A 17,733-nucleotide genomic window follows, 5' to 3' on the forward strand; every position below is an offset into this window, starting at 1 on the left:
AAGGACAACTTGTTTGTTTCCTTTTTTGTTACATAGTGTGGCGAATCTTGAAGCCGAATGAGGCGGTTTTCATGCAGTCAGCGCATGGGCAGGGTCGCAGTCCGCACGTGCAATATCCACCGATTGATGGGTTCTGGACCTGGGACATCAAGCGTGACCGCGTTTACGGCGACGCCAATCTTTCTGACTATTTCGGGCTGACGCTCGAAGAGTTCTCGCACGGCGCATCCATGGAAAGATGCATGCAGAGCATCGACGCCGAAGATCGGCTGCGGGTGCATATCGCGATCCGCAAGGCGGTGGAGCGCAGAGCGGGGTTCAGGGAGATCTATCAGGTCCACTCAGACAAGATGGGGCTTCGCCGGATACTGGCGGTTGGCCAATGCTATGTGGACGGTCAGGGAGAAGCAGCCTTGTACCCCGGCTGGTTCATCGATCTGACCCGCAATGTCGATTCGGGCGAGACAGCACTTCGCGAGATCCACCGCCATATCGAACAGGCCAAGGAGATCTCACAGTCGATGGGACAGGACCTGCTGTTCTATCTTCTCGAAAATGCCCAGGAAGAGGCGCAGCAACGCCTTGACGGCAGGGCGATAAGGCGCAAATCGGCTTGGAGCAGACCTTGTTAGCTCTTGCGGGCAATCTCACCGCGGCCGCGGAGTTCAGCCGTCACCATGCGGGCAAAATGGCTTTGAGGCGAACGGCGCTCCAGCAAGCTGGCGCGCTCAAGAGCAGCGTCGCCGTAAAACTCGACCAACACCGTCGCTGCGCTGGCGGCGTCGACCCTGAGCCGGCCAAGGTCGGCGTGTCCGTCCCGGCTGGACGACACGCTGCCGGCGATGACATCCATCATGGCCTGCAACTTGTCGGGGAAACTGCCCTCGTCTTCGTGCATCGTCGCGGTCCGATTGGCGGCGTAAAATATCGACATTTTCGCAAAAAGTGCAATAGGGTCGTTGATCAAGCGCTAATACAACCTGATACAGCTCCACCGTGAGCTTCACCGCAATCTTCATGCAAGCATAGTCAGCGCAAAGTTCATGCGCAGACATTGGGGGCACCGATGAACCAGCCGAGCAAGATGGAGAACCTGCAGTTCGCGCAAGGGATACTGCGGGAACTTCGGCAGAAAGCCGAAGCCGACGGCGAGAAGCTTCTGACCTATCTCATCGACATGGCTTACCTTGAAGCCAGTGATCGCATTCGCGCGCATTGGGTCGGCAATCACGAGCCCGAAAGCCGCAGGGCCAAGGGGTAAAGCCGAAACGGAGCGATGGTGGCGCCCTCACGGGCGTGTTTTGGATCAGGCGCCGGAGGCCATCCAGACCACCGTCAGTTGTGAATACCGGCTGAAAGGCTAGCCAGCACCTCCCTCACCCGGTTTTCGCTGATCCCGCGCGTATCCTTGACCCAGCTGGGCGTCGAGAGCGGCGGCTCGATAAAGCGAACATGGCTGTTTACCGGACCGTGCACGTAGGGGCGATTTAGCCCGTAGATGAGCGCACATGGGACGTTCAGGGCAGCGGCGGCGTGCGAAATGCCGCCGTCAACCCCCAGGAACATGGTCGACGCAGCGATCTGGCACATCGCATCAGCAATCGATGGGGTCGAGGTGAAGTCGATTGCCTCAGGGATGGCGGCGCGGATTTTTACAGCACCGGCGCGCTCGCGCGGTCCGCCGACAATCCAGATTGCCCAGCCGCGATCATGGTGGTCTCTGGCCACCGAGATGAAGCGCTCTATGGGCCACGAGCGGAAATTTTCGATGTCTGCCGTATAGAGCGCCAGCGCCGGCCGTCCGGCATCGATCTTGTGGCGTTGGCGCCATTCGCCCAGCTCGGCCGGATCGACCACAAGCCGGGGCGCCGGCCATTCTGTCCCCGCAGCCGGCTTTTCGCCAAGAGAGGCAATCGAGCAGACCTCCTCGAAGAGCCGCGTCTTGCGCGGACCGAAAGCCCATAGATGTGCCAGCCAGCCGGCGGGGAAGCGATTGAGGAGGCCGAATTGCAACTCCTGCGGATAGCCGATGCGCTCCTCAATGCCGGCCATAAACGCCATCAGCGCCGCCTTGGTGCTGCTGGTCATCAGATAGGCCGTCCCGTAGTTCTCCTTTCGCAACTCGCCGACAAGGCGGCCGCGCTCTGCAAAACCGGGCCGCTGATGACGCTTGGCGAGCGACCAGCCTTTCCGGACATGCGGCATCAGGCGCGCCAATGGTGCCGCGACCGGCGAGGTGACGACATCGATGGCGCGACCGGGAAATCGCTCGGCAATGATCTGGATGGCGGAGTGGCAACGGACGAAGTCGCCGACTGCCGGAAAGCCGACGAAGAGGATTGGATCGGTGGTCGTCAAGGAAGCGCTTCGCCGTCAAGGATGCGGGCATAGAGATCCAGATAGCTACGCGCCGCTTTCTGAATCGGAAATCGCGTCGCAGCCGATTCGCGGCATTGCTGAGGCGTAAGGTCGGCGACGGCTTCGAAAGCGGCCGCAAATTCTTCATCGCTCTCGAAGAAGCGGCCGCTGTCGGCATCGACGGTCTCGGGCAACGCGCCTCGCGGAGTCGTCAGCACCGGAGTGCCGCACAGCATGGCTTCGACCGGTGCGTTGCCGAACGGCTCCTCCCAGGCGATCGGATTGAGGAAGGCTCGCGCCTCCCCTAGAAGGCGAAGCTTGGGCTCGCCGTCAACGATGCCGTGGAAACGGTATCGGCTGCCAAGGCTCTTGAAAAACAGACCTTCGCGGCGCGTCTGACTTCGGCCCAGCAGCTTCCAACGCGAACCACCGGCGATATCGAGACCGAAATCGAACTTTTTGGCGAGATCGACGGCGCGGTTGAGGCCTTTGCTCGATCGCGCAATGCCTGCGAGAAACAGCAGGCGGTCGCCCTTTGCCGCCGACAAACGATAGTCGTCTACCGGAAAGCCATTGTAGACGAAGGTCTTGCGCCCATGCTGGCGGGCATGATTGGCGCTGATAAAGCTCCAGTTCGCAACCGGCATGGGCTGGTCCGGCATAAAGCCGCGCTGCGTATTCAGCGTTGGAAATGGCACTTCAACGGGCCAGCTGTGCGTGTGGACGATTTGCGTGTCGCGCGGAATGGCCGCCCGGCATTCGGCCTCGGTCGAAGCGTGCCGGACTTCGAAGAGCGGATGGCTGGAGCCAGGACCGGCGACCACCACGACATGGTGGCCGAGACGAACCATCTCCGTTGCCAGCCATTCAACCTGACGCTGAATCCCACCGTAACCCCGGCAGGGTATTACGCCCTTCAAAACGAGCGTCACCCGCATTGATCTTGCCTCACAGTCCTCTCAAAGCCGGTCTCAGTTGCGTCACGGGCTGGGCATTGTCAAGGTCGCGCCGGAATCGCGAAAAGCCGCGCCCATTGTCAGTGTTGCGCCTCTATCACCGGGTTACGGAATCGTTAATCAGCGCTTGCTACTATGCCCAATGACCAAGAATCTCGGCAATGCATCCAGGACCATCCCCAGGCAACAGCCGAAGAGGTCCGCTATTGATCGGCTGGCGCCTGCCCTGTTTCCGCTGGTCGTCGCCGCGCTTGGATACATGATCGGCCGGCAATTCTTCGGCTTCTAGGCCACCCTCTCCGGATACGCTCGCAGCGGAAACGCCGCGAACAAACGCAAAAAACGCCCCACCCTTTCGGGTGCGGCGCTCTGAAGCGATACCGGTATCGGCCGGTTATGGCTGTGTTACGAAACGGCCTTTTCGCGGACCGGAAGCTTCCAGCCCGGCCTGACGAAGTGGCAGGTGTAGCCGTTGGGATATTTCTCGAGATAGTCCTGATGTTCGGGCTCGGCCTCCCAGAAATCGCCCACCGGAGCAAGTTCGGTGACCACCTTGCCGGGCCACAGTCCCGAGGCATCGACATCGGCAATGGTGTCTTCGGCGACGCGCTTCTGCTCGTCACTGGTGTAGAAGATCGCCGAGCGGTAGCTCATTCCGACATCGTTGCCCTGCCGGTTCCTGGTGGTCGGATCGTGGATCTGGAAAAAGGATTCGAGCAGCGTGCGAAAGCTGATCCTGGCCGGATCGAAAATGATCTCGATGGCTTCGGCATGGGTGCCATGGTTGCGGTAGGTGGCATTGGGCACATCGCCGCCGCTGTAGCCGACGCGGGTCGAGATCACGCCCGGATAGCGCCGGATCAGATCCTGCATGCCCCAGAAACAACCGCCGGCAAGCACTGCACGTTCGGTGGACGTCGCCATATCATACCTCCTTTGGATTGCTCCTTAAGTAGGCATTGTCGCTGGCTTCTTCCAGCACCTCAAGTGCATCACTTGTCGCCAGCCGGCCTGAACCGCCGCACAATCACCTCGAAGACGATGTCGGAAATCCACATGGCCGAGACGCCGATCAGGAAGGCGGCGGCGAGCGTCGTGGTGTCGTCGGCGGGATCTGGAATAGGCATCCCCGTCGCCTTGAACCAGGCGACCGCGGGCAGCGTCAGATAGGCGGCGGCGAGTGCCCCGCAGATCGGCGAGGCGATCATCTCGCGCAGCTTGTAGCGATGGCGTGACAGCGCCCGCAGCACGCCGCCGGCCAGTCCGGCGGCGACGACGGGGCCCTTGATGCCAAGCATGTCGAAGAGGTCGTGCATCGGCTTAAAGCCTCCATCCGCAGAGCTTTTGTCCCTTGCGGTTGTGCGTCAAAAGCGCTCTCGCCTCGGCGTCCGACAGTGCATCGACGGCTTTGGCCGACAGGCGCAGCGGGCTCGAGACCGTGCAGAAGCCGCCCGAAGCCGTCGTGCAACCGGCCAGCGCCACGAGCAGCGCAAGCATCAGTCCCTTGCCCATGATTTCAGCTCCTTTCGAACAGCGTCCGCCGGCAGTGCGCCGATATCGTTCTGCACCTGGTCGGCGACCGCGCGCGCCGCGGCTTCAGCGGCCGCCTGTTTGCCGCGCTCGGCTCTGGCCCCAGCCAGGCGCTGGTGAAAGCCCCAGCAAAGGGCACCGATGACCGATGCCAGGAAGCCCAGCAGCGCCTTGTTGCTAAGCAGGACGGCAAGGAGCGCGCTCACAGCAGCCACCCGGCCACGAGCCCGGCCGCAAAGCCGATGGCGTAGGGTTTGGCGGCTTCGAGATAGGCGATGAGCAGTTGTTGCAACCCTTCCATGTCAGTGCGCCCAGGCGAATTTGCGGGAAAGCCAGTGCCAGGTCTCGGTGACCGAGGCGATGGCAACACCGGCGGCGACCTCCAGTCCCGCCTGGATGTCGGGATCGGAGGAAAACGCTGCAGCGTCGTCGGCGCCGAGCAGGCCACGTGCGACCAGAACGCCGGCGCCGTAACGCAAGCCGATGCGGATGAAGACGGCGATCATGTCGAACTCCTTGCGAAAATGGATTTCAGGATCTGAAGCAGCGCAGCCCAGAACGGCAGGCGTTCGACGAGAGGCGCAACGGGAGCCCCGGCCGGCGCAGGCGATGGCGTAAAGCCGGGTGCGGTGGATGGGCCGGGCGGATGTTGTGGGCCCCATGGATCCGGCGAAGGTGGCGGAGCGGGCTGAGGGGCAGACATCAACAGCGCCTGGGCGCGAACCGACCGGACGCGGTCGCTCCAGCCCTTGCCGAAAACCGGCCAGGCCGGCAGCCGCCGCAGGAATGCCAGCCGGGCGTCGCAGAGGTCGTCGATGACGGCGCCCGACGGCCTGGCGCCGACGGCGCTCAGCGTGGCCGGGCCGATCCTGCCATCCTGCACCGCGCCCACCGCCGCCTGCAGATATTTCGCCGCCCTGCCCGGCCCGCTGTTCACGGCGAAGTCGAACACGGCATAGTCGATGCCGCCGGGAAGCTCGGCGCCGACAACGGCGTCCCAATAGAAGCGGCGATAGACAGTCGCTACCTGATCGTTTGTGATCGCGCGCAGATCAGCTTTTGTGGCGTCCGCCTTCACATAGCGGCGGAAGTTGGCCAGCGTCACGCCCTTCATGGTGGCGCCGCCCGGATCGGCCGGATTGTCGGACCAGCCGCCTTCCGATTTGAGGACGAGCGCAAGCGCCCGCGCGAAATTGCGGTCCATGGAAGTACCTCTTTGGGTTGTGGGGAAGTTTCCAAGTAGAACGGCCAATGGCCCCTACTGACGTCTTTGTTACATCGCCTATGGCGACAGCGAGCTTTACCATCGCGGAGCGCTACTGAGCGCCCTCAAGCTTTTGCACTATTGCCCTGGTGCCAGAATTATCGTCGCGACCGATCGCTCCGAAAAGTTCGCTGGGTATTCAGTGGAGACGCTACTGCTGACGCCCGAACACAAGGAGTAATGGTCTTTCGGAGGCCTCTACCACTTTGGCATCAAGGCCGGGGCGATGCGTGAGGGGCGGGCGATCAGCCCACACAGTTGCCAATCCGGAACTACAACACGCGGGGCAAAAGGCATTCGCGAAGCCGCGCGTCCACGAATTTTTTTGACACCCATGGATCCGCCCCGGCCAGCCAGCAGATTTTGAAGGCAGCCCGATATCGCTTGTGGCGAACTCCTGTAGACATTTGCGGTCTTATGTAGCAAACGCACCAACCTCTCGCACGACCTGAAGAGTGGGTTCCCATAAAATCCGGGGATGCCGAGAGTTGCCCCTATCGTCCGCTCCACCCGATATGAACACGCCATTAACACGCTGGTTGCCAAGCGCGCGGAGATATCCGGCGCTATGCGGTTCAACGGTGCGAGCCTGGCTGACGAGCTTCAGCACATAGACGCGGTGCTGCTTATCCTAGGCTACAAGGGCGACCCGGCACAGATCACGCCATTGCGACGCCAGCCCAGCCGCTTCCGCAAGGGCGAGCTTTACCGGCTGATTCTGAAGTGCGAGGCAGAAGGCAGCAAGGCCAACAAGGAGACGGCCCAGCGCATTGTCGCAATGAAGGGCTGGGAACCGTCGCTAGTCGAGCGGGTCAGGCAGTGCATCAATACCGCGAAGGTGCGGCGCAGACGGAGGCGTGAACGGTTCCTTTAATCTCACAGCGCATTGTAAACCGTGTCAGGAGAGTGCGGGCAATTCATTGTGCGCCGCACAAAAGCCTCGTATTGTGCGTATAGCACATTAGGCATACTGTGCCGATTCGAAGCTCGGGGGAGCTTCTTCGGCTGAAGTGCCGAAGAAAGAGCGAAGATGATATGATCGAAAAAGGGCACTATGTGACCCCTACGGGGTTGGCGGCTTGGTTCATAAACCAAGCTGACAGGGCCGCAGGCGAGGTCATTACTCATCTAAAAGTTCAGAAGCTAGTCTACTACGCTGACGCGTGGTTTCTCGCTAACTACAATCGACCCTTGATAAAAGAGAACTTTGAAGCGTGGGCGCATGGGCCTGTCTGTCGCCCAGTTTTCGCGAAATATCGCGATTGTGGCTATGATCCATTGCCGCCAGAAAAGGCAAGAACGGTCCCCTCATCCATAGAGCCGTTCTTGAAGGCAGTTCACGCGGAATATGCTCAGTTCAGCGCAAAGAAGCTTGAACGCTTGACTCATGAAGAAGACCCTTGGAAGATAACTCGTGGGGATCTTGCTCCAGAGGCAAAGTGTGAAAAGCCGATAAGCAAGTTGTTGATGCGCAATTACTACGCGGCTCGTCTTGGCAAAAAAGAAGTCAAATCACTTTCGCATTGAAAGCAAGGCGGCTGGCGAACCCAAGCCAATCAATGCCGCTGTGCCGCTGGTGGATCATTCCAACCAGCGGATTGGTGTGAGCCTTAGATATTTCCAGAAACGGCATGAATGTTTCTCAGAATGGGTCAAAGGCGACCTGAAGGCTTTTTCGGGCTGGGTCGAAAAGATGGCTGGTCGCACGGAAGCCCAGATAACGGGGACCACGCTAACTTGCCATGCTCACCAAGGTAAGACCAAGCAGCTACCAGCCGAAGTCAGCCCAGACGTTAAAATGTACGGGCTAGACGTTGGTGCAAAATCCCGCGTTCACGGGTTTTTTCTGTCCGGTCATTTCTACCTCGTCTGGCTTGACCGCAATCACGCAATTCTCAAGGGCTAACACGGACTATTCGGCCCGCTGCCAATAGCCTTTCCAAACGCGCGACACCGAATGATTGAGCGCGCCACCAAGCAGGGCAAAGGCGTTGCCGCCATTTGACCGGCGACGATGATCTTCCAGCCATGCGGCATGATTGGCGTACTGGTAGAGGTAGCGGTGTGACACGTGGTGGTGCTGACCAGCAACCATGGGGCGAAGGCGGCTGAAATAGCTTTCCACCATGTTGGTATGCTTGCCGTGGCCGTCGCTGTAGCTTTCCGAGTGGTTGATGCGGTCGAAGCGAACTCGCCTTCCAACACGTCCCAGTGGCTCGCCTCATCGGCAAACAGCTTGGAACCAGCCAGCATACGAGCGCGGGCGATATCGACGCCTTCGGCTTCGCGGTTGCGGACGAACGTCAGGGTGCGGCCAGCGCTCTCGCGCAGGGCGATTACAACGCGGCGACGGTCTGACTGGTTCGCCTTCACGCGACGGTCCTTGCGGTCCTCTATGCAACTGGTCGAAAAACTGGCGGCTATTGGAGTCGAGGAAAAAGAGGTAAACATTCGCAACAAACTTGCGAGGGGCAAGTTTACAGCGGCGTTTCTCCTTCAATGTATGACAGCAATCGGCACGGCTACATTACATTTGGCTGGGTAGCGACGATCATCTTCGCGCTGCTAGCGGGCGCTGTCTATCATTCACAATATACCCGAATAGAGCAAAGTACCGAATACGCCAATAAATGCGCCAAGCAAAACCAATCCGACGCCGCGCCGTCCGCCAACGTCGCATCCCCGGCCGGCGATCAAGAAACTAGCGATGGCGACGACTCCAATAAACGGCAGCCTGATTGGTGTGATCTTGCAGCCCAGCAAAGCATGGCTGAGTCGACCCGTGGGATGCATTGGGCCGCATGGGCTACCGTAGCCTTCACCGGCTTTGGCGCCTTCCTCATTTGGCGCACCCTTCTTGCTACTCAGGATACCGTCATCGAAACTCGCCGAATCGGTGAGCGGCAAGTGCGAGCCTACGTGCATCTCGTCCGTGTCGAGCTTGAACATGCCGATGACGAATACGCCCCAGCAGTGAATGTGATTTACAAGAATTTTGGGCAAAGTCCGGCTCGGCATGTGATCAACAATTTGAACTTGAGCTTTAATTTGCTCGGCCCGCCGTCCTTCAAGGAGAAGGTTCCAAAAGAGATTGAACGGGGTACCGATCTCGGGCCAGGTCAGGAGACGACTACAACCACCCATATCTCCTTCAACTCTATTACTGGACTTCGCGAAGGTCTCGCCAAGCGAGCGGTGACACTCTTCGTTTTTGGCCGGATTACGTATCTGGACGCATTCGGCGAGCATCGTGAAACCCGGTATCGACTTCAACTCCACGTCAACCCTGAAGGGGTGAAGGACACGGACTCCTTTCTCCTCTGCAAGGAAGGGAACGAGTCCACCTAGCAAGACTGTCACTGCCAACGCGGCCAGTGCCGCCCGCGCGATCACCGCGCCGCCCCTTGGTTTCCGGGGTTTGGTGCGTTTGCTTGACCGGACATTTGGCGCCACAAGCGCTCGCGGTCTACCTAGGCGCGCAGCGTCAAGGCGTTTACCTTACGGCAGCAGTAGAACGTCGCGCTGCTCAGTTACGCCGCGAATATCCATTTCACTTTCGGATCTGCCGAAGACGATGCACCGCCGGTACGCGCTGGCCAGCTCGATTATTTTCTGGGTCTTTGCCGGGTCATATCGTTGCGGGCTGTATTCCATTAGGATGGGAACCTGACGCTGCACCAAATCGGCCATCGAACTCAAGGCTTCCGGCTCCGCGCCTTCGATGTCCATCCACACCAGGCCGATGTCATCCGGGCTGGTGCCGGCTTCCGAAAGGATGCCATCGACGCGGCGAAGCGGTACCTGGACCGAGCGCTGCTTTCCCTCCGGCTTGATGACGGTACTCGCGCCGAAATTGGCATCCTCGAAGTAGAGATCGATCGACCCCTCCCTGTCACCGGCGGCATACTGCAAGGCCGTCACCGCGCCGGAGAGGTCGTTCATCTCCAGATTTTGCTGCAGAAGCTTGAAATTGCGCGGGTCTGGCTCAATGCAAATTGCGCGCTCGAACTTGCCACTGAGCATCAGATAAACGCTGTGCGTTCCGATGTTGGCGCCGATTTCCAGCAGGGTGCTTCCGGGTGGCGTCCCGATCAATTCCAAAACCCTGGTCGCTAGGTCACGCTGGTAGTGACCCTTTCGGAACAAATCCCGGCCAATGGTCTCGTGTGGCGAAAAAATTAGCTTGTGGTCCCCGAACTGCCTGGTGAGCAGCAGGATGTCCTCTTTCATCGTCAGAAGGCTGAGGGAGCGGAACCAACCAAATGACATCAGCCTTGCGAATATTTTAGCTCGGACGCGGTGCGCCGCTGTTTCGATTGGCAGGAGAAATTTCATACGCCGCTTATTGGCTGCAACATTTGGTTTTGCAAGTCTCCCCGCTGCTCGGTTCTGCGTGTCGCCTCTTTGAGGTTTAGGCCCAGGCCCTCACAACAAGCCTCCAACTGGTATTTGTAATGTTAGCGTAAGCGCCGGTATCCTTACGGAAGATTTGGAATGCGCTGCCCGCTTGAGAGCCCACACGGACAACAAGATTGGTGGTGTCTGGCACGACACTAAGGCCTCGCTGTGTGCTGGTTTCCTGGGGTCCAATGACTAGGGGGACTTCATCGTTAATCGAATATCCACCCTCAGCCGTTGTGCACACAAGAAAGCATAGATAAAGTTTTGGCTGAGCCCCCAGGTTGTGAGCCAATGTGATCGAGCCCCCCGATGCAATAGTTTGCGGAGTGCTCTCAAACGACTTCGTGAACGGCATCGTTGTCCACGCCGGCAGACCGCTTGCTAGCTGAAGGATCTGCCCATCCGACCCCTTGGCCTTGCGCGCCCATGTTCCCGCACCGCTTGCATAGATGATGTCGCCGGCAACTGCCGTGCCGATGCCGGCCAGAGCCGTGAGCACGGCCGAAGCCGACTGATACACTGTTGACAGAGCGGCAACGGCCGCAGCGACAAACCCCGTCGTCGCAAGCTGCGTCGTGTTGGTGCCAGGCGCCGCCGTAGGCGCGGCCGGTGTCCCGGTAAATGTCGGGCTGGCCTTTGGCGCCAGGCTCGACACTGCAACACCGCTGTCCTTGGCCAGCTTACCCGTCGTACCGTTGAAGGTGGCGATGTTGTCGGCGATCGCCGAGGCCGGACCGGCGATCAGGTCGGATGCCTTGATGCCGCTATCCTTCCCCACCTTGCCCGTCGTGCCGGCGAAGGTGACGATGTTGTCGGTCACCGAAGACGCAGGCCCCGAAAAATCCCCCGTCCCTGTCCCGTCGGCGCCCCTGTCGCCGGCGCGGTCGAACATCAGCCAGATGCCATTGGCTGTCGTCGGTAAGGTGCCTGCGCCGCTGACATAGGCGAGCGTCAGCTTGCGATAACGCGTCGCCGCCATCAGATCGTCGCGCAGTTTGACCACCTGGCCGTCCTTGCGGTGGTAGAGGCGGAATTCGTCAAACCAGGACAGCAGCGTCGAAAACACCTTGAAGCGGCCGGACTGCATGCGGTCGAGCATCTCCATCAGCCCGGCCTCGACCGAGACCGAGCCGTCGGCCAAGCGGGCGTGACCGGTGAGCATATTCAGCCCATGTGCCTCGTATTGCCTGGCGAGCGCGGTGCCCGCCCCTTCCAGCGTCTCGCGGCGGCCGTCGCGCGGCCAGGCCCACGGCAGCCACTCGCCCCACGGCTTCAGCGCCAGCACCTGCATCGCCGGCGTCTGCTGCGAGGCCCGCGCCGCCTTCGTGACATACACGACATCGGCCTCCGTATCCCAGGCGAGCTCGACGGCGGCCGACGGATGGTCCCAGCCGAAATCGAGCGCGCCGATCCGCGGCCAGTAGCGCGGCAGCCGGAACGGCTCGCAGGCGATCAGCTCTTCGGCAAGCGGAAAGATGCGGCCGGAGCCCAGCACCGGAATGCCGCGCGCGCGGGCTTCGCGCTCGTGCTCGGGATAGGCGGCAATGATCGCGGCGCGCTCGTCCGGCGAATAGTGTTCGGCATCGTCGATGGTCATGAAGGTGACGTGACGTGACATGCCTCACCTCGGTCATTGATGGCCAGGAAGGGTCAAACCAATCTTGCCGGATCTGCGTCTGTCAGCCGGCGGCCAATGGTATTCTCAACGGGACGCTAATATACATACGCGCTCCAGCAAGCAGCGCCTGCCGGATGCTTGAGGAATGCCATGAGAAGATTCATCTTCACGGCGATGTGTATCGCCACCGCGACAGCCGCCAGTGCCCACGACTGGTACGAAGACAGGGTTGACCCACAGACGAAATTCAAGTGTTGCGGTGGTTCTGATTGTCGCGCCATACCTCAGTCTTCGGTGCGGTCCAGGATCGACGGTGGTTACATCTATTTGCCGGATAATTTCATCATCCCACCGGGCCGCGTGCAGGAATCCCCAGACGGCCAATACCATATCTGCGAAGGTACCTACGTCATAACCAATCAGCTGTATTTGCGTTGCTTCTTTGCACCTCGTGTAAAGATCTCTCTACTTCTTCCGCGTTGAGGCAGATACCGGGCGTGGCTGCGGCAGCACCGGCGCCCGGGAAAGCTTGCCAGCCCGCGATCAGACAGCCTGGCGTTTGATACGGATCACCTTTGGCCTGCGCGTCCATGAACATGTAGCACCTGCCAAGCAGCGCTTTTTTGCCCAGCTCGTCGAACACTTTCTGCCCCAGCGGCGTGATCAGCACCTCGCCCGTCGCCAGCCATCCTGGTGGCGGGCCTCGATCTCTTGCCAATGCGCTTTCGCAACATCGGAAAGCACGACATTGAAGGCCGGATGATTGTAGCTCACCAGCACGTTGCCATCGTCCATGTCGGACGGCTTCATGTCTTCCCCGAACTGGGTTCCTCGCCCCCACGAATGTGGGGGAGAGGTGGCTCGGCGAAGCCGAGACGGAGAGGGGGATGGCGCAGACGTAGCAAGGTAAAGCGTAGTTGAACCCACCTCCAGGCCAAAGCTCTACGAAGCCCCCTCTCCGTCCGCTTCGCGGCCACCTCTCCCCCGCCAGGGCGGGGGCGAGGAACCCAAGTCCCGAGAGGCCACCGCCTGCGCGTCCAAGAACCGCAGCACCACGTCACTCATCCCAAGCAGCGGCGTAAAGGTGACGATCGTTATCCCGCCCGTCGCATTGGTTCGCGTCAATCCTTCGGAGTAGATATCCAGCGGCGGCTCCTCGTCGAACCAGACGCCGTGCAGCGTTTCGCCCTGCCACTTTTCACGGCCTTTCTCATAGCTCTTGAAAGACAGCACGGACTCATCGGCTTGCACGTCGCCGCCACCGCCCCAGCGCACCACGATGCTGTCGAGCGCGCCCGGCGCGCCGCGGCCCATGGTGGTGTGCACAATGGCGTCGGCGGGGATCATGCCGGTGCCCCAGGCGGCCTGCTGCTGCGGCGGGCCGACCAGCACGCGCTGCGGGTTGTCGCGCGTGCCCTCGCCGGTCACGCCGGCCGCCCATAGCCGCACGGCGGTGTCGAAGGTCTTGCCTTGCCACCACGAGGGATAGCGGCCGGTGAGATGCATGGCCCATTCGGCGCCGCCGGCCCTGGTCTTGCCGAGCTGGTTGCCGGCCATGAACAGCCGCTCGCGGTTTTTGGCACCGGCGGCGTGAAACTCCGCCTGGCGTTCATACGGCGTGTAAGATGCAAGCAGGTTAGTCCTGCGTCTTCGGTCCAGTTCCTGCAGCAGCGCCAGATAGTGGCGGCGCGCCGCCCGGCTGGTCGCCAAACGGACCGAGGACGGCTTCGAGGCCGCGGATACGGCGGCGGATCTCGTCATCGCTCAGGGTTTCCAGATGGTCGAGGGAGACATGTAAATCCTTGGGCAGAACCGATTGCACGATCTTCAGATACTGGTCGGGCTTGTCGGCCCTGACCGCGGCAATCACACCGGCGCCGTGGGCACGAAAATCGGCGCGCACGGCGTTGAGGAAATCGTCGCCAAGCGTCTTCTTCGTCCGCTTCGTTGTGGCAGCGGCGGCTGGCGCCTTGCGGCCAGGGCGCGCACGCGGCGCCGTCCGGTCAGCCATGATCCGGGATCCCGGCGGGCTCAGCCTTGCTGGCGGCAACCTGCTTTGCCGGTCTCGCCCGCTTGATTTTGCCGGCCTTGCGCCGTTTTGCCTTCGCCGGTTTCCGGGTGGTCTTGCGGTTGGCCGCATCAGCAGCATCGGCCGGCGCTTCGCCCCTTTCGGCAGGCGCACCTTTCAAGCTTGCCCTGACAAGGCCGATCGCGCTTCCGTCGTGCGTGCCGCGCGGAAAGCCGAAGCCGCCGATCGCGTCGACGGGACCGCCGCGGATCATGCCGATCAGCACGCCCGGCACGACCGGCTCGACGCGGCCGATACGCGCCTGCGGGGCAGTGCCTTCGAACAGGCCGATGGCGCTGACGAGCTCGCGGCCGTCATCGTCGATGATGATGGTGGCATAGCGGTTGGACATGGGCCCTCGCGAAATTGCAGAATGAACCGAGGATAGCGTTCCTTCGCGCCCCCCTCTGTCCCGCCGGACATCTCCCCCACGAGGGGGGAGATCAGCAGTTCGTCCGCCCTGCCTCGATCTCCAGCAACTGAGATTGGGCCCGACGGTCGAGATTGGCGCTACCATGGGTGACGGCCGATCTCCCCACTTGTGGGGGAGATGTCCGGCAGGACAGAGGGGGGCGCTGTCCCGCCGGCATTCGGTTCTGGCAACAGATTGCCTGAAAAACAAAACCCGCCTCGGCGGCGGGTTGCTGGCGCAAATCAGCACCATGGAGAAATGATACGATAGCTGCCCTCATCCGTCAATAGGAAATAAGAAACAATTCCTATACCGGTCAAGGACCCAGCGGTGTTAGCGCTACCATATTTATCGTCAATTCATATGCATATGTGCTAAAGTGCCATGCCGTAGGGGAAGTTTGTCTGATAATTTGTACTTTGGCATCAAGGGGGCGCGAGAAGCCATGTCTGACGACAAAATCCGAAATATAAATTTGACCGCCGACATCGTCGCGGCCTTCGTGAGCAACAATTCAGTGCCTCCGGAAGGCTTGCCGGCGTTGATCGAGAGCGTCAACTCGGCGCTCGCGGCCGTGGACAATCCCGTTGCTCCGCCGCAACCGGCACCGGAGCCTGCCGTCAATCGCAAGCGCTCGGTGACGCCGAATTTCATTTACTGCCTCGAGGACGGCAAAAAATTCAGGTCGCTGCGGCGCCACCTTGGCTCCGCCCATGGCATGACGCCGGAGGCCTATCGCACCAAATGGGACCTGCCCGGCGACTATCCGATGACGGCGCCCAGCTACGCCGCCAAGCGATCTGAGCTGGCAAAGGAATTCGGGCTCGGCATCAGGACAGAGGCACCCGCCGCCAAGGCGCCGGCCAAGCGCAAGACCAAGGCGTAGCGCGACGCCCTCTGCGCCGTCCGGGAGGTCGATCATGGTGGCCGACGAGCCCAATGACGTTCGTGTCGAAAGCGTCCATCGCCGCCAATGGGCGGTGCTGGTTGCCGAGAACGGCACGGTGACCCAGCGCCTGTTCGAAGCCCAGGAAGCGGCCGAGGATTTTGCCGATAGCGAGCGGACAAGGCTCGGCCTGCCCGCAAGGCCGCCGGCGGAGGATCCGCTGGCCTGAGCGTGATGACTGTCAGCCGGCTGCGGGATATCGCCCGAAACGAAAAACCCGCCTCGGCGGCGGGTCGCTGGCGCAAATCAGCACCATAGGCAAATCATAGCATAACTGCCCTCACCCGGCAATCGCGGCGGATCGCAGGGCGCAGCCTTCGACAGGCATCGACCGGCTGGTCATTAGCTGGCGCTTATGGAATCATCCCGCTCCGACTCGGGGAGAATGCAGCATGGACAAACCAGCCATGGCATCCGTGTTCAGGATGCGGCATGCGCCAGCCACTGTTTCGGGCGTCCGCAGCGTCGGCCGGGGCCAGGCCGATCCGGTCATCGGCAGGAGGCCGCTTGGCGAGGCGATCCGCTTCGTCATCGACGCCCACCCCCATTACGACATCAGCGCCGTCTCGATCGCCTTTGGCGACGGCTCGGCCCCGCGCCTCGGCAGCAGGGAGGTCAAGGCGCTGTGGGCCGAATACGGCCGTCGGTGGATGGAAGAGTAGGACCAGGACTACGCCTCCCTCTGGATCGGAACAGGCGCTCATGCGTTGACGCTGGAGTTTTGTTGACGCAATTCCGGACGGAAAACCGCTTCACACTTTTCCTGGAATTGCTTTAGCCAATGGGAGCAAACGCCATGAATGTCGCCAACCTGCAACTCGAAGGCCTGCTGATGGCCGTCGCCTCGATCAACCAGGTTCTGGTCCGCAAGGGCGTGCTGTCGGTCGAGGACATCGACATCGCCTTGCGCAAGGCCGAGGCCATCGAAACCGGCGAGGAACGGTCCGGCGGCATGTCGGAGTCCAGCCGCGACGCGGTCAACTTCCCGATCCGGTTGCTGCAACTGGCCAATCAGTGCCAGCCGGAGACGGACATGCCTTCCTTCTCGAAACTGGCCCGCATGGTCGGCCAGATGAAGGAGCCCTACAACGACCAGATGTGAGACTTGCCGGCCTCACCCTCGGCCGAGCTTGGAGGCGAGCACGGTGCCCGGTCCGTGTACGGCGGCGAACAGCAGGCCGGCGGCGAACGGGAAATGCGACATGAAGGCGCCGAACTCGGCCTGGTTGCCGGCCCAGTGCGACGGACCGTGGAAGGCAAAGCCGAGGAAGACCACGTAGACGGCGGCGACCAGGGCCGCCGGCGTGAAGAACGCGCCGGTCAGGAGGGCAATCACCAGCAGCGTTTCGAGGATCGCGGCGCACCAGGCCAGAAACAGCGGGAACGGAAAGCCGGCGGCGGCGATGTAGCCGGCGGTCATGCCCATGTCCATGAACTTGAAGGCCGCCCCCATTGCGAACATGGCGGCCAGGATGAGGCGAGCGATGAGAATGGCCGCAGTCTGCCACGGCGATTGAACGGTTTCCATAATGTCCTCCTGAGGGGTTTCGCTCCAAGGACGGGCGGCACGCCGCCGATCCGACATCATCCCGCAAAAATTCTTGGCTGGTAAAACGAGACCTCTTGGCGGCGCCTGGGAATCCCGCTCAGAGCTTCGCCATCAGCTCCCGTCCCAACCGCTTCGGCGGCTCTGCCCGCAGCACCACATTGGTCGTCACCGCGCCGTAGCGGCCGATGGCGTCGACGATGCTTTCGAGGTCGGGCGGCGACGGGACGACGACCTTGACCAGAAAGCAGTCCTCGCCGGTCACCCGCAGCACCTCGACCACCTCCGGCATGGCAGCGAATTTCTTCAGGCAGGTCTGGATGTGCTCGTGCGTGGTGCGCAGGCGGATCATGGCCATGGTGCCGAGACCAAGGGCGGCGGGATCGATCGCCGCCCGGTAGCCGGCGATGATGCCCCGCTCCTCCAGCCGCTTGACCCGTTCCGACGTCGCGGGCTGGGACAGGCCGACGCGGCGGCCGAGTTCGGAAATGCCGATGCGGCCATCCTCCTGCATGATCTCGATGATCGCCATGTCGGTGGGGTCGAGCCGTGGCCGGTAATCGCCGTTTGCCATGAGCACCTTCAATCCATCGGAATTCTTCGCCGCTTTCCGATGATCTCTCATTCCGCGGAC

The 17,733-nt window shown here is 61.3% G+C and carries 29 protein-coding genes and 1 pseudogene; 11 read left to right on the plus strand and 19 right to left on the minus strand.

The window, feature by feature from the left end; translation table 11 throughout:
* Positions 1–71: 71 nt before the first annotated feature.
* Positions 72–632 (plus strand): hypothetical protein, encoded by a 561-nt coding sequence (locus AC1D1N_RS26920; RefSeq protein ID WP_477352098.1) that lies wholly within the window; start codon positions 72–74, stop codon positions 630–632.
* On the opposite strand, the gene AC1D1N_RS26925 is transcribed toward AC1D1N_RS26920, so the two are convergent.
* Entirely contained in the window at positions 629–898 is a 270-nt protein-coding gene (locus AC1D1N_RS26925; protein WP_162712175.1) for a hypothetical protein, read from the minus strand. The genes AC1D1N_RS26920 and AC1D1N_RS26925 overlap by 4 nt on opposite strands.
* Before the next feature lie 168 nt (positions 899–1,066).
* On the opposite strand from AC1D1N_RS26925, the gene AC1D1N_RS26930 reads away from it, so the two are divergent.
* On the plus strand, positions 1,067–1,261 hold the full coding sequence (locus AC1D1N_RS26930) for a hypothetical protein (RefSeq protein WP_112562371.1): 195 nt from the start codon (positions 1,067–1,069) through the stop codon (positions 1,259–1,261).
* Positions 1,262–1,335: 74 nt separating this feature from the next.
* On the opposite strand, the gene waaF is transcribed toward AC1D1N_RS26930, so the two are convergent.
* From waaF to AC1D1N_RS26970, 8 genes are all read right to left on the minus strand, one after another.
* Positions 1,336–2,358 carry a lipopolysaccharide heptosyltransferase II gene (waaF, locus tag AC1D1N_RS26935; protein ID WP_477352100.1) on the minus strand — a complete coding sequence of 341 codons (1,023 nt, stop codon included), beginning with the start codon at positions 2,356–2,358 and terminating at the stop codon, positions 1,336–1,338.
* Positions 2,355–3,209, minus strand: coding sequence for a glycosyltransferase (locus AC1D1N_RS26940; RefSeq protein ID WP_477352102.1), 855 nt, complete (start codon positions 3,207–3,209; stop codon positions 2,355–2,357). The genes waaF and AC1D1N_RS26940 overlap by 4 nt, the downstream gene beginning before the upstream one ends.
* Positions 3,210–3,719: 510 nt before the next feature.
* Entirely contained in the window at positions 3,720–4,238 is a 519-nt protein-coding gene (gene msrA, locus AC1D1N_RS26945) for a peptide-methionine (S)-S-oxide reductase MsrA (protein WP_192251480.1), read from the minus strand.
* A 68-nt stretch (positions 4,239–4,306) separates the two neighbouring features.
* Positions 4,307–4,630, minus strand: a complete 324-nt coding sequence (locus AC1D1N_RS26950) for a hypothetical protein (RefSeq protein ID WP_477352104.1) — start codon at positions 4,628–4,630, stop codon at positions 4,307–4,309.
* 4 nt (positions 4,631–4,634) lie between these two features.
* Entirely contained in the window at positions 4,635–4,826 is a 192-nt protein-coding gene (locus AC1D1N_RS26955; protein ID WP_477352106.1) for a hypothetical protein, read from the minus strand.
* On the minus strand, positions 4,811–5,050 hold the full coding sequence (locus AC1D1N_RS26960; protein WP_477352108.1) for an ABC transporter permease: 240 nt from the start codon (positions 5,048–5,050) through the stop codon (positions 4,811–4,813). The genes AC1D1N_RS26955 and AC1D1N_RS26960 overlap by 16 nt, the downstream gene beginning before the upstream one ends.
* Before the next feature lie 96 nt (positions 5,051–5,146).
* Positions 5,147–5,350 carry a hypothetical protein gene (locus AC1D1N_RS26965; protein ID WP_477352110.1) on the minus strand — a complete coding sequence of 68 codons (204 nt, stop codon included), beginning with the start codon at positions 5,348–5,350 and terminating at the stop codon, positions 5,147–5,149.
* Positions 5,347–6,048, minus strand: a complete 702-nt coding sequence (locus AC1D1N_RS26970; protein ID WP_477352112.1) for a glycoside hydrolase family 108 protein — start codon at positions 6,046–6,048, stop codon at positions 5,347–5,349. Before AC1D1N_RS26970 ends, AC1D1N_RS26965 begins: the two co-directional genes overlap by 4 nt.
* Positions 6,049–6,676: 628 nt before the next feature.
* Between AC1D1N_RS26970 and AC1D1N_RS26975 the strand changes: the two genes are divergently transcribed.
* The 3 genes from AC1D1N_RS26975 (at position 6,677) to AC1D1N_RS26985 (ending at position 8,014) form a co-directional block, all read left to right on the plus strand.
* Positions 6,677–6,982 carry a hypothetical protein gene (locus tag AC1D1N_RS26975; RefSeq protein WP_477352113.1) on the plus strand — a complete coding sequence of 102 codons (306 nt, stop codon included), beginning with the start codon at positions 6,677–6,679 and terminating at the stop codon, positions 6,980–6,982.
* A gap of 161 nt (positions 6,983–7,143) precedes the next feature.
* A complete protein-coding gene (locus tag AC1D1N_RS26980; protein WP_477352115.1) occupies positions 7,144–7,635 on the plus strand; it encodes a Panacea domain-containing protein in 492 nt (163 codons plus the stop codon).
* Positions 7,601–8,014, plus strand: a complete 414-nt coding sequence (locus AC1D1N_RS26985) for a hypothetical protein (protein ID WP_477352117.1) — start codon at positions 7,601–7,603, stop codon at positions 8,012–8,014. Before AC1D1N_RS26980 ends, AC1D1N_RS26985 begins: the two co-directional genes overlap by 35 nt.
* Positions 8,015–8,020: 6 nt before the next feature.
* Here AC1D1N_RS26985 and AC1D1N_RS26990 read toward each other — a convergent pair.
* Positions 8,021–8,559 (minus strand): annotated as a pseudogene (locus AC1D1N_RS26990) (transposase).
* On the opposite strand from AC1D1N_RS26990, the gene AC1D1N_RS26995 reads away from it, so the two are divergent.
* Together AC1D1N_RS26995 and AC1D1N_RS27000 are read left to right on the plus strand one after the other, a co-directional pair.
* Positions 8,504–8,653, plus strand: a complete 150-nt coding sequence (locus AC1D1N_RS26995) for a DUF6471 domain-containing protein (RefSeq protein WP_477352119.1) — start codon at positions 8,504–8,506, stop codon at positions 8,651–8,653. The pseudogene AC1D1N_RS26990 and the gene AC1D1N_RS26995 overlap by 56 nt on opposite strands.
* Entirely contained in the window at positions 8,608–9,456 is an 849-nt protein-coding gene (locus AC1D1N_RS27000; protein WP_477352121.1) for a hypothetical protein, read from the plus strand. The genes AC1D1N_RS26995 and AC1D1N_RS27000 overlap by 46 nt, the downstream gene beginning before the upstream one ends.
* 150 nt (positions 9,457–9,606) lie before the next feature.
* Here AC1D1N_RS27000 and AC1D1N_RS27005 read toward each other — a convergent pair whose 3' ends face one another.
* The 7 genes from AC1D1N_RS27005 to AC1D1N_RS27035 form a co-directional block, all read right to left on the minus strand.
* Positions 9,607–10,443, minus strand: coding sequence for an FkbM family methyltransferase (locus AC1D1N_RS27005; protein ID WP_477352123.1), 837 nt, complete (start codon positions 10,441–10,443; stop codon positions 9,607–9,609).
* A 76-nt stretch (positions 10,444–10,519) separates the two neighbouring features.
* Positions 10,520–12,127 carry a phage terminase large subunit family protein gene (locus tag AC1D1N_RS27010; RefSeq protein ID WP_477352125.1) on the minus strand — a complete coding sequence of 536 codons (1,608 nt, stop codon included), beginning with the start codon at positions 12,125–12,127 and terminating at the stop codon, positions 10,520–10,522.
* A 409-nt stretch (positions 12,128–12,536) separates the two neighbouring features.
* Positions 12,537–12,797: a hypothetical protein gene (locus AC1D1N_RS27015; RefSeq protein WP_477352126.1), complete on the minus strand. Its 261-nt coding sequence runs from the start codon at positions 12,795–12,797 to the stop codon at positions 12,537–12,539.
* On the minus strand, positions 12,791–12,937 hold the full coding sequence (locus AC1D1N_RS27020; RefSeq protein ID WP_436259418.1) for a hypothetical protein: 147 nt from the start codon (positions 12,935–12,937) through the stop codon (positions 12,791–12,793). Before AC1D1N_RS27020 ends, AC1D1N_RS27015 begins: the two co-directional genes overlap by 7 nt.
* A 132-nt stretch (positions 12,938–13,069) precedes the next feature.
* Positions 13,070–13,837 (minus strand): terminase large subunit domain-containing protein, encoded by a 768-nt coding sequence (locus AC1D1N_RS27025; RefSeq protein ID WP_477352170.1) that lies wholly within the window; start codon positions 13,835–13,837, stop codon positions 13,070–13,072.
* Complete coding sequence (locus tag AC1D1N_RS27030; protein WP_477352129.1) at positions 13,764–14,138, minus strand: hypothetical protein; 375 nt, start codon at positions 14,136–14,138, stop codon at positions 13,764–13,766. Before AC1D1N_RS27030 ends, AC1D1N_RS27025 begins: the two co-directional genes overlap by 74 nt.
* Positions 14,131–14,547 (minus strand): hypothetical protein, encoded by a 417-nt coding sequence (locus AC1D1N_RS27035; protein ID WP_477352131.1) that lies wholly within the window; start codon positions 14,545–14,547, stop codon positions 14,131–14,133. Before AC1D1N_RS27035 ends, AC1D1N_RS27030 begins: the two co-directional genes overlap by 8 nt.
* 505 nt (positions 14,548–15,052) lie before the next feature.
* Between AC1D1N_RS27035 and AC1D1N_RS27040 the strand changes: the two genes are divergently transcribed.
* From AC1D1N_RS27040 to AC1D1N_RS27055, 4 genes are all read left to right on the plus strand, one after another.
* Positions 15,053–15,493: a Ros/MucR family transcriptional regulator gene (locus AC1D1N_RS27040; protein ID WP_477344758.1), complete on the plus strand. Its 441-nt coding sequence runs from the start codon at positions 15,053–15,055 to the stop codon at positions 15,491–15,493.
* Between the two features lie 34 nt (positions 15,494–15,527).
* A complete protein-coding gene (locus tag AC1D1N_RS27045) occupies positions 15,528–15,722 on the plus strand; it encodes a hypothetical protein (RefSeq protein ID WP_477352133.1) in 195 nt (64 codons plus the stop codon).
* A gap of 223 nt (positions 15,723–15,945) precedes the next feature.
* Entirely contained in the window at positions 15,946–16,215 is a 270-nt protein-coding gene (locus tag AC1D1N_RS27050) for a hypothetical protein (RefSeq protein ID WP_192249196.1), read from the plus strand.
* A 134-nt stretch (positions 16,216–16,349) separates the two neighbouring features.
* The gene (locus AC1D1N_RS27055) at positions 16,350–16,655 is read left to right on the plus strand and encodes a hypothetical protein (RefSeq protein ID WP_112566876.1); all 306 of its coding nucleotides are present in this window, start codon (positions 16,350–16,352) and stop codon (positions 16,653–16,655) included.
* 12 nt (positions 16,656–16,667) lie between these two features.
* On the opposite strand, the gene AC1D1N_RS27060 is transcribed toward AC1D1N_RS27055, so the two are convergent.
* Positions 16,668–17,081 carry a DoxX family protein gene (locus tag AC1D1N_RS27060; protein WP_477352135.1) on the minus strand — a complete coding sequence of 138 codons (414 nt, stop codon included), beginning with the start codon at positions 17,079–17,081 and terminating at the stop codon, positions 16,668–16,670.
* 118 nt (positions 17,082–17,199) lie between these two features.
* Positions 17,200–17,673, minus strand: a complete 474-nt coding sequence (locus tag AC1D1N_RS27065) for an Lrp/AsnC family transcriptional regulator (protein WP_352593134.1) — start codon at positions 17,671–17,673, stop codon at positions 17,200–17,202.
* Positions 17,674–17,733 lie beyond the last annotated feature (60 nt).

The organism is Mesorhizobium sp. P2_B5, from assembly GCF_056404775.1.

Bases quoted from the DNA above. Each gene is read 5' to 3' on its own strand.
- AC1D1N_RS27060 (WP_477352135.1), bottom strand. From the start codon at position 17,081: ATGGAAACCGTTCAATCGCCGTGGCAGACTGCGGCCATTCTCATCGCT.
- AC1D1N_RS26925 (WP_162712175.1), bottom strand. From the start codon at position 898: ATGCACGAAGACGAGGGCAGTTTCCCCGACAAGTTGCAGGCCATGATG.
- AC1D1N_RS26940 (WP_477352102.1), bottom strand. From the start codon at position 3,209: ATGGTTCGTCTCGGCCACCATGTCGTGGTGGTCGCCGGTCCTGGCTCC.
- AC1D1N_RS27045 (WP_477352133.1), top strand. From the start codon at position 15,528: ATGGTGGCCGACGAGCCCAATGACGTTCGTGTCGAAAGCGTCCATCGC.
- AC1D1N_RS27000 (WP_477352121.1), top strand. From the start codon at position 8,608: ATGTATGACAGCAATCGGCACGGCTACATTACATTTGGCTGGGTAGCG.
- AC1D1N_RS27035 (WP_477352131.1), bottom strand. From the start codon at position 14,547: ATGTCCAACCGCTATGCCACCATCATCATCGACGATGACGGCCGCGAG.
- AC1D1N_RS26975 (WP_477352113.1), top strand. From the start codon at position 6,677: ATGCGGTTCAACGGTGCGAGCCTGGCTGACGAGCTTCAGCACATAGAC.
- AC1D1N_RS26980 (WP_477352115.1), top strand. From the start codon at position 7,144: ATGATCGAAAAAGGGCACTATGTGACCCCTACGGGGTTGGCGGCTTGG.
- AC1D1N_RS26930 (WP_112562371.1), top strand. From the start codon at position 1,067: ATGAACCAGCCGAGCAAGATGGAGAACCTGCAGTTCGCGCAAGGGATA.
- AC1D1N_RS27055 (WP_112566876.1), top strand. From the start codon at position 16,350: ATGAATGTCGCCAACCTGCAACTCGAAGGCCTGCTGATGGCCGTCGCC.
- AC1D1N_RS27040 (WP_477344758.1), top strand. From the start codon at position 15,053: ATGTCTGACGACAAAATCCGAAATATAAATTTGACCGCCGACATCGTC.
- AC1D1N_RS26955 (WP_477352106.1), bottom strand. From the start codon at position 4,826: ATGGGCAAGGGACTGATGCTTGCGCTGCTCGTGGCGCTGGCCGGTTGC.
- AC1D1N_RS27065 (WP_352593134.1), bottom strand. From the start codon at position 17,673: ATGGCAAACGGCGATTACCGGCCACGGCTCGACCCCACCGACATGGCG.
- AC1D1N_RS26950 (WP_477352104.1), bottom strand. From the start codon at position 4,630: ATGCACGACCTCTTCGACATGCTTGGCATCAAGGGCCCCGTCGTCGCC.
- msrA (WP_192251480.1), bottom strand. From the start codon at position 4,238: ATGGCGACGTCCACCGAACGTGCAGTGCTTGCCGGCGGTTGTTTCTGG.
- AC1D1N_RS27030 (WP_477352129.1), bottom strand. From the start codon at position 14,138: ATGGCTGACCGGACGGCGCCGCGTGCGCGCCCTGGCCGCAAGGCGCCA.
- AC1D1N_RS26995 (WP_477352119.1), top strand. From the start codon at position 8,504: ATGCAACTGGTCGAAAAACTGGCGGCTATTGGAGTCGAGGAAAAAGAG.
- AC1D1N_RS26965 (WP_477352110.1), bottom strand. From the start codon at position 5,350: ATGATCGCCGTCTTCATCCGCATCGGCTTGCGTTACGGCGCCGGCGTT.
- AC1D1N_RS27010 (WP_477352125.1), bottom strand. From the start codon at position 12,127: ATGTCACGTCACGTCACCTTCATGACCATCGACGATGCCGAACACTAT.
- AC1D1N_RS27020 (WP_436259418.1), bottom strand. From the start codon at position 12,937: ATGAAGCCGTCCGACATGGACGATGGCAACGTGCTGGTGAGCTACAAT.
- AC1D1N_RS27005 (WP_477352123.1), bottom strand. From the start codon at position 10,443: ATGAAATTTCTCCTGCCAATCGAAACAGCGGCGCACCGCGTCCGAGCT.
- AC1D1N_RS26970 (WP_477352112.1), bottom strand. From the start codon at position 6,048: ATGGACCGCAATTTCGCGCGGGCGCTTGCGCTCGTCCTCAAATCGGAA.
- AC1D1N_RS26920 (WP_477352098.1), top strand. From the start codon at position 72: ATGCAGTCAGCGCATGGGCAGGGTCGCAGTCCGCACGTGCAATATCCA.
- AC1D1N_RS27050 (WP_192249196.1), top strand. From the start codon at position 15,946: ATGGACAAACCAGCCATGGCATCCGTGTTCAGGATGCGGCATGCGCCA.